9 protein-coding genes, 2 tRNA genes and 2 pseudogenes are annotated in these 7,147 nt (G+C 52.9%); 3 read left to right on the top strand and 10 right to left on the bottom strand.

The genetic code is table 11. The features are described from left to right. Positions 1-185: 185 nt before the first annotated feature. On the bottom strand, positions 186-542 hold the full coding sequence (locus PACILC2_RS25885; RefSeq protein ID WP_213531885.1) for a hypothetical protein: 357 nt from the start codon (positions 540-542) through the stop codon (positions 186-188). A gap of 337 nt (positions 543-879) precedes the next feature. On the opposite strand from PACILC2_RS25885, the gene PACILC2_RS25880 reads away from it, so the two are divergent. The 3 genes from PACILC2_RS25880 to PACILC2_RS25870 all read left to right on the top strand — a co-directional run bounded on the left by PACILC2_RS25880 (position 880) and on the right by PACILC2_RS25870 (position 2,514). Beyond that, positions 880-1,248, top strand: coding sequence for a PilZ domain-containing protein (locus tag PACILC2_RS25880; protein WP_062489548.1), 369 nt, complete (start codon positions 880-882; stop codon positions 1,246-1,248). 133 nt (positions 1,249-1,381) lie between these two features. Beyond that, positions 1,382-2,218: an AraC family transcriptional regulator gene (locus PACILC2_RS25875; protein ID WP_062489549.1), complete on the top strand. Its 837-nt coding sequence runs from the start codon at positions 1,382-1,384 to the stop codon at positions 2,216-2,218. Positions 2,219-2,437: 219 nt separating this feature from the next. After that, positions 2,438-2,514: transfer RNA gene (locus tag PACILC2_RS25870), tRNA-Pro, on the top strand. 100 nt (positions 2,515-2,614) lie between these two features. Here the strand turns inward: PACILC2_RS25870 and PACILC2_RS25865 are convergent. The 9 genes and pseudogenes from PACILC2_RS25865 to PACILC2_RS25825 all read right to left on the bottom strand — a co-directional run. Then, complete coding sequence (locus PACILC2_RS25865; protein WP_213531883.1) at positions 2,615-3,322, bottom strand: hypothetical protein; 708 nt, start codon at positions 3,320-3,322, stop codon at positions 2,615-2,617. Next, entirely contained in the window at positions 3,211-3,573 is a 363-nt protein-coding gene (locus PACILC2_RS25860; RefSeq protein WP_213531881.1) for a hypothetical protein, read from the bottom strand. Before PACILC2_RS25860 ends, PACILC2_RS25865 begins: the two co-directional genes overlap by 112 nt. Before the next feature lie 284 nt (positions 3,574-3,857). Next, complete coding sequence (locus PACILC2_RS25855) at positions 3,858-4,007, bottom strand: hypothetical protein (RefSeq protein ID WP_062489553.1); 150 nt, start codon at positions 4,005-4,007, stop codon at positions 3,858-3,860. A 39-nt stretch (positions 4,008-4,046) separates the two neighbouring features. Continuing rightward, positions 4,047-4,223, bottom strand: a complete 177-nt coding sequence (locus tag PACILC2_RS25850; protein ID WP_201024064.1) for a hypothetical protein — start codon at positions 4,221-4,223, stop codon at positions 4,047-4,049. Positions 4,224-4,241: 18 nt separating this feature from the next. Further along, positions 4,242-4,589 carry a hypothetical protein gene (locus PACILC2_RS25845; protein WP_062489556.1) on the bottom strand — a complete coding sequence of 116 codons (348 nt, stop codon included), beginning with the start codon at positions 4,587-4,589 and terminating at the stop codon, positions 4,242-4,244. A 149-nt stretch (positions 4,590-4,738) separates the two neighbouring features. Then, a tRNA-Ser gene (locus PACILC2_RS25840) sits at positions 4,739-4,827 on the bottom strand. Between the two features lie 87 nt (positions 4,828-4,914). Then, positions 4,915-6,200: pseudogene (gene serS / locus PACILC2_RS25835) on the bottom strand (serine--tRNA ligase). Then, positions 6,193-6,804 carry a pyridoxal 5'-phosphate synthase glutaminase subunit PdxT gene (gene pdxT / locus PACILC2_RS25830; protein ID WP_213531879.1) on the bottom strand — a complete coding sequence of 204 codons (612 nt, stop codon included), beginning with the start codon at positions 6,802-6,804 and terminating at the stop codon, positions 6,193-6,195. The pseudogene serS and the gene pdxT overlap by 8 nt, the downstream one beginning before the upstream one ends. Before the next feature lie 55 nt (positions 6,805-6,859). After that, positions 6,860-7,147 (bottom strand): annotated as a pseudogene (locus PACILC2_RS25825) (pyridoxal 5'-phosphate synthase lyase subunit PdxS); the annotation flags it as partial.

Here is a 7,147-nt window from a genome sequence, read left to right as displayed (position 1 = left end):
TAGTCAGAGGTGTATGATATTTTGTGTTGTCAAAACCGTCCCGTTTAATTGAATCATGTATTCCCCGGTATGAGCACTTATCGCACTCTTACACCGAAATGTACCGGTTGGGTCGCTGATCGGCGGCCCGTTAAATCAAAAAAAAGAATGACCGGGCAACGGTACTGCCGGGTCATTCTCCCACATTACAAGACAAGGCTCGATACGGTAATCCCCACAATGAGCGGAAGCAGGAACGTGAACACATAAGCCGTCCAGAAATCCGTGCCTCCGCGGCTCGCAACCTCTTCTTCGCTGCTGCACCGGGAAATGATTCCCGCCGCATGGTGATAATAAATGCGGTTGCCGAACCGTCCCATCGCAAGCGCGGCAATCGCGTTGAATATGAGCAGTCCGACCGTCCAGTCCGCAAATGCGGCGAACGTAAAGAGAAACGCTCCCTGGACAATAAAAACAGCACGGCATTCAAATACATTTTTCGATATAAGAACCAGGTAAAAATTCCCGATAACAATCCCAGCCAAAAGCAACCCCAATTCCACGATTGGGGCGACGCCCACTTTTCCGTATAATATCCGTTAGCGGAAAATTTACTGAGCAAATTCATATTTATTTCCATTATTTCGCCCTCCTACCGACCATTCTACCATGTTCGACATCTACCGTAAACGAAACGACCCACTCCTTCATCCCCTCCATAAACTTTTTACCCAATCGGCTGTCACGCGGGTATGGTCACGGAGAAATATAAAAATTTTCTCATTTTTAAACCCCCGGACCTATGTTAAGCCCCCTTTTTGAAATTTATACTTAATATTGACTCTAACGTCAGAGCCCGAAATCCATTACAGAGCGTGTATGCTTGGAGGGCATAATGCTATGGTACAACAACAACGACTATATGAGAGAATAAGCTGGAATTCGGTTTTCGAGCTGACCGTTCCGCCATCGGGCGAATGGGCAGAGCCGTTAAAAGCACATGTGCTTGTCCTTAATATTTCGATGAACGGGCTCTGTTTTGAATCGAATTTGCTCCTCCCGGTTGACGACTCCATCACACTCATGCTCGACAACCCGACCGTCGGCCCGACGGAAGGCGTGATTCGCTGGAGACGCCCCGGTTCCGGCCAGCTTCGGTACCGTTATGGCATCGAACTGACAAAAGTCAATGTCCATTATTACCTCAAGCTGCTGGAATGGGCTTATAGCGGTCCGCCCGACCATAGCTGGTCCGACGAAGCGATGTAATAATCAAATGCTGCCAGCCGCAGGTTTGCCGGAGAAACGACAGTTCCCGGGCAAATCTTGCGGCTGTTTTGTTGTTGCCGAACTGCCCTTATAATGTAGATGAAGCCAACAATCGGAACCGGGAGGGGCTCATATGCCGACGCAGCACAGCCGGTTATGGAAAGAGTTTATGGGCGGCGCCCGTTTTCATGTTTCCGTAGCGGCCTATACGAAAGTGCCTTCCACGTGGCGAGATACCGATTTTGTACCGGATTTCAATCGCTTCTATATGATCAGGGAGGGCGAGGGACTTATCCGGATCGAAGACCGCGAAATTCGTCCCGAGCCGGGACAGCTCGTGCTGATGCCGGCGGGTGTTCGCCAAAGCTATTCCACAATCAGCGAAGATACGTTCGGTAAATACTGGTGCCATTTTACCGCAACGATCGGCGAAATGAGCCTGTTCGACCTTTTGGAGGTTCCGCCGACAATCCGGATCGATCGGGGCGATGAATGGCAGGCATGGACTAACCGCTTCGAAACGCTGATCCGGGAGATGCATAATCCGACACTGGCCGCCGGATTCCGCGTGACAGCGACAATTATGGAGATGGTAGCCGCCTATATCGAAACGGCCGGGAGAGACGTCCGGGTCAGCCGATCTACGGCCGTCGTCGACAAAATCAACACCGTCGTCCGCTATATGGAGAGCCGTCTGGATCAGCAGTTGACGGTCGAGGAAATGGCCAAGGTGGCCCATTACCATCCCAATTATTTTATCCAGGTGTTCAAACAATTCACCGGTCTGTCGCCGATCCAATACGTCAATTCGCTGCGTATCGAACGGGCCAAGCGGTGGTTGGCCGCCACGGACATGACCGTCTCCGAGATCGCGGAGCAACTCGGCATGTCCTTATATTACTTTTCCCGGCTGTTCAAGGAGCAGACGGGGTTCTCGCCGACCGCATACCGGCAACTCGATAACCGATAAGGGCGGCGGAGGCCGCTTGGGACGACATCAGCCGGGCGGGCCTCCGCCGGAAACGAGAAGCTGAATCAGGGATGTTCGGGCTGGCAAACCGTATCCGGACGACCATAAAAATTTTTGATCACCCCTTTACAACATTATGGGGATATGATATTATTTTTATTGCTTGCTCCGAATAATCGAAATAACGATGACGGGGCGACAACGAAACAACTCCATTTTCGAGACGTGGCTCAGCTTGGTAGAGCGCTTGCTTCGGGAGCAAGAGGTCGCAGGTTCAAATCCTGTCGTCTCGACCATACATAACAGCAATCGCGGCTTTGTGGCCGCGATTTTTTGTTTGCCGCGATAAACGCAGAAGCCGCGCATCAGGCGCGGCTTCTGTAAAGCTGAATATCATTAGTATCCCAATTCGGCTCCCGTTCCCAGTTCTTCGGCAAGCTTGTCGACCGGAATCGCATCCGTCGGAATTTCCTGTTTGAACTCCACTTTCTTGTTGATATCGCCATATTGCGTATTAAAGTGAAGCGCAAGTTTCATCGATTCTCCCGAATCCGGATCGGTGATGCCGATATCGATTTTCGCGTTTTGGTATACAGCGTACCCGTCCTGAATTGCCGTAACAAGGGTAAGATCGTTCACGGTCAGCACTTTTTTAATTTCCGCCAGCGCTTCGTCCTTGTTCGCTGCCAATTCCGTCTTCGCCTGCTCCAATTCTTCTTTGCTCAAATCCACCGCCTTCATATATTCCTCTTTCGACATCAGAATGTCGAGAATTTGCGGCAGCGTATTGGAGAAGAGCGTATTCAGCGCTTCGTCGGAATTGTCTTTCGTTACGGCGAATTTAATAATGCGGTCGGCTTTCACATCTTCCGGAAGACCGGCTTCGTCCTTCTTCAATTCGCTGAAGTAGGTTTTTTCGTCAAAATCTTTCACAAGCACCGCACTGAGTTCCTGGCCAAGCTGCTGCTGAACTTTAATATCCAGCGCCGACGTCAAATCTTGTCCCGATTCTTCGGCAAGTTTCTCCAAATCGACTTCGACAAATTTCTCCGTAAGCGTCTCGGGCAGCGGCACCATCGGAATTTGCGGAATTTTGACCCACATTTTTTGCCTTCGAGCAAAATCGGCACTTCCAGCGACATTTTCAGATCGCCTTCGAGCGAAAGCCCGGCGGTCGCTTCCATACGCAGCGGTTCGCTTTGATAAGCTCCGGACGCCGTGATGGAAGCCCCTTTCAGCAGCGGCACCATGCCGGCAGCCGGATTGCTGCCGAGCGCTTCCGCGGGCAAGCTCAGTTCGTCAATACCGAATGACCCTTTGAACGTATATGATTCCATCGTCATCGCTTTGTTCATTGCCTCTTGCAGTGCTTCCTTGGCTGGCTTGCCGCTGCTCCCGCAACCGGATGCTACGGTTAACACCATAGATAACAACAGTGCGGTCAACCAATACTTTTTCTTCAACATGATCCCTCCACTATTCTTACTGTAGCTTGAGGCCACATTTAATCATTGTATACCACTTACTACGAGGTTTAAAGAAGATGGATTCTAAAAATATGCTAAAGTTCCAAGAAAATTGAAAAACCTTCAGCCCGGCCATTCTGATGGCCAAACTGAAGGTTGCGTTACTCGCGGTTTTACCCTTCCGGATTATAATGGGACGTGTGATTACGCTGCTTCGTCTTCTTCGACCCGGACATCGGCTGCTGGGGACGGTTATGTTCCTGATGCTGCCTTGCCCGCTGCTCGTCGGGATTGGGGACGGGAATGCTGTCGGGTTTGCTCATCTCGTGTCATTTGCTCCTTCCTTGGTATCGAACGGACCGCTAACTGCGGGGATGCTGCAAATCGGTCGGCTCGTCATGATTCAGCGCATCCTGATGCCGCCGGTCGTTCGCATCCTGGCGAAACTGCTGGGCCTGGTGGCTGTTGACCGGATTTTCGTCCAGATCGTCGACGACGTTGCTCAAATTTTTATCGATACGGCCTTTTGCTCGTGTCACGGCTGGCTTCCTCCTTTATCACACGTGCGTCAGTCGATGAAGCGCCTGCGCGCATTCATGAAGATGACGGGTATAATCTTCGATCAGTTGCTGAATGATGTCGTTTCGCTCATCGATCGTCCGATCATTCTTCTCTACATCGATCAGTTCCACCTTGACTTCCCGGCTGTCGACATAAGTGACTTTGAAGTCGAAAGCGTACATTTGATGCCCTGCCGAATAAATCGTAATTCGCAACGATCGGGGATCGGCTTCATCCATTGCCACGACGGAGCGATCGGGTCTGTTCATCACTTCGGGCAACGTTTCCTGCCATGCTTGGACCAGCTTCTCCGGCTCGATTCGCAGCTCGTCTTTTTCGCTCATGACCAAACCACCTCCATACCGTTAACATGCGGAAGGCAATCCGGTTTTATTCGTATATAAGACGGCTTTGCCGCCAAAAGCGAGGTATTCCCGTAAACAAAAAAAGGACGCCCTTTCGGGCATCCCTGCTTGATCGGTTATTTCATAAATGGCGGAGAGGGTGGGATTCGAACCCACGTGGGCTTGCACCCTAACGGTTTTCAAGACCGCCCCGTTATGACCGCTTCGGTACCTCTCCATCGCGATTCAAAAAGGATAACAAATTATATTATACCACAGACCCAAAAGCGGATTCAACCGTTTCGGGTCTGCAGTCCTATCCTGTTTACGCCTTTTCGGGGCCGATGATTTCCAGTCCGCCCATATATGGACGCAGTACGCTTGGCACGACGATCGACCCGTCGGCCTGTTGGAAGTTTTCCATAATCGCCGCTACCGTCCGGCCCACTGCCAATCCCGAGCCGTTCAACGTATGCACAAATTCGGGCTTGCTCGTCGCATCGCGGCGGAACCGGATATTCGCCCTGCGGGCCTGAAAATCCTCGAAATTGGAGCAAGACGATATTTCACGGTACGTTCCCGCGCTCGGCAGCCATACCTCAAGATCGTATGTTTTCGCCGATGCGAAGCCCATATCGCCGGTACAAAGCGTCAATACGCTATACGGCAGCTCGAGCAGTTGCAGCACCTTTTCGGCATTCTGCGTCAACGTTTCGAGCTCGTCATAAGAATGTTCGGGGGCGACGATCTTCACAAGCTCGACCTTGTTGAATTGGTGCTGCCGAATCAGCCCCCGCGTATCGCGGCCCGCAGCTCCTGCCTCGGAACGGAAGCAGGCGCTGTATGCGACGAAATAGCGGGGCAGATCACCCGCATCGAGGATTTCATCACGCAGTACGTTTGTCACCGGCACCTCTGCCGTCGGAATAAGATAGTAATCGGAGTCCGCCACTTTGAACAGATCCTCTTCAAATTTCGGCAGTTGCCCCGTGCCGATCAGACTGTCGCGATTGACCAGATACGGCGGCAGAAATTCTTCATATCCATGCTCGTCGCTGTGCAAATCCATCATAAAGTTGATGAGCGCCCGTTCCAGTCTGGCTCCGAGCCCGCGATAAAAACGAAACGCGAGCCCGTCACTTTGGCTGCCCGTTCAAAATCAAGAAGACCAAGCGCCTGGGCCAGATCCCAATGCGCCTTCGGTTCGAAATCGAACGTCCTCGGCTCGCCGACTCGACGAATCTCTACATTGTCCTCTTCCGACGCGCCTACCGGTACGCTTTCGTGGGGTACGTTCGGAATAGCCAGCATCAGCTGTTCGATCGCCGATTCGACGGCTCGCAGCTCATCGTCGAGCGCCTTGATGCGGTCGCCCACATCTCGCATTTCCGCGATGAGCGAGCTGGCGTCGCCACCGGCCTTCTTCAGCTTGGCCACTTCCTGGGAAACCGTATTGCGCCGATTTTTCAACTGTTCGGTTTCCTGGAGCAGCTCCCGCCGTTTGCCGTCCAAAGCTGGAAATTCCGCCACCAGCTCGGCCGACTTGCCGCGATGACGGAGCGCTTCTTCGACCTTCGCAAAATCATTGCGCAATCTTTTAATATCAAACACTGCTGTTGCTCCTCTCTGCGGAAGCCCGCAAGGACGCAGCTTCTTCGGCCATTTGCAGCAAATAGGCATGCATCCGGAAATCTTCCGTCAGCTCGGGATGGAACGAACAGGCAAGCAGATTGCCTTGGCGAGCCACTACAATCTCGTCGCGATACGTGCTCAGCACCTCAACGCCGGCTCCAACCGACTTGATCAGCGGGGCCCGGATAAAGACAGCCCGTACCGGCTCATCGACGCCTTTGACGACCAGATCGGTTTCGAAGCTTTCCCGCTGGCGCCCGAAGGCGTTGCGGGCAACGGTCATGTCCATCAGCTGCAGATGCGCCTCGTCCTGTCCTTCAATCCGTTTGGCCAGCACGATCAGACCGGCGCAAGTGCCGAATATCGGCTTTCCTTCGGCTGCAAATTCCCGGATCGCTTCGATGAATCCGTATTTGCGCATCAGCTTGCCGATCGTCGTGCTTTCGCCGCCGGGAATGACGAGGCCGTCAAGCTCGGCGAGCTGCTCCGTCCGCTTGATGGAAACGGCGGTTGCCCCCGCCGCCTCCAAACTGCGAATATGTTCCGCCACTGCGCCTTGCAGCGCAAGTACGCCAATTTTCATGTCACTCTACGCCTTCCTTCTCCGTTGCCGGACCGTGCAAGATGAGATACGCTTCTTACCAGCCGCGATCTTGCATCCTTTCGCCGGCAGTCAGCTTCGAAATTTCAATGCCTTTCATCGGAGTACCGAGATTTTTCGAAACTTTCGCAATCAGGTTATAGTCTTCGTAATGCGTCGTCGCTTCCACAATCGCGCGCGCGAACTTCTCCGGATTTTCGGATTTGAAAATGCCGGAACCGACGAAGACGCCGTCAGCGCCCAAATGCATCATCAGCGCCGCGTCAGCCGGGGTAGCGACGCCGCCGGCGGCGAAATTGACGACCGGCAGCTTGCCGGTTTCATG

This window comes from Paenibacillus cisolokensis (assembly GCF_018403665.1).
Taxonomy (GTDB): Bacteria; Bacillota; Bacilli; order Paenibacillales; family Paenibacillaceae; genus Paenibacillus_AH; species Paenibacillus_AH cisolokensis.
The sequence above is the reverse complement of the archived record's forward strand: the minus strand, read 5'-3'. Positions and strand labels throughout refer to the sequence as shown.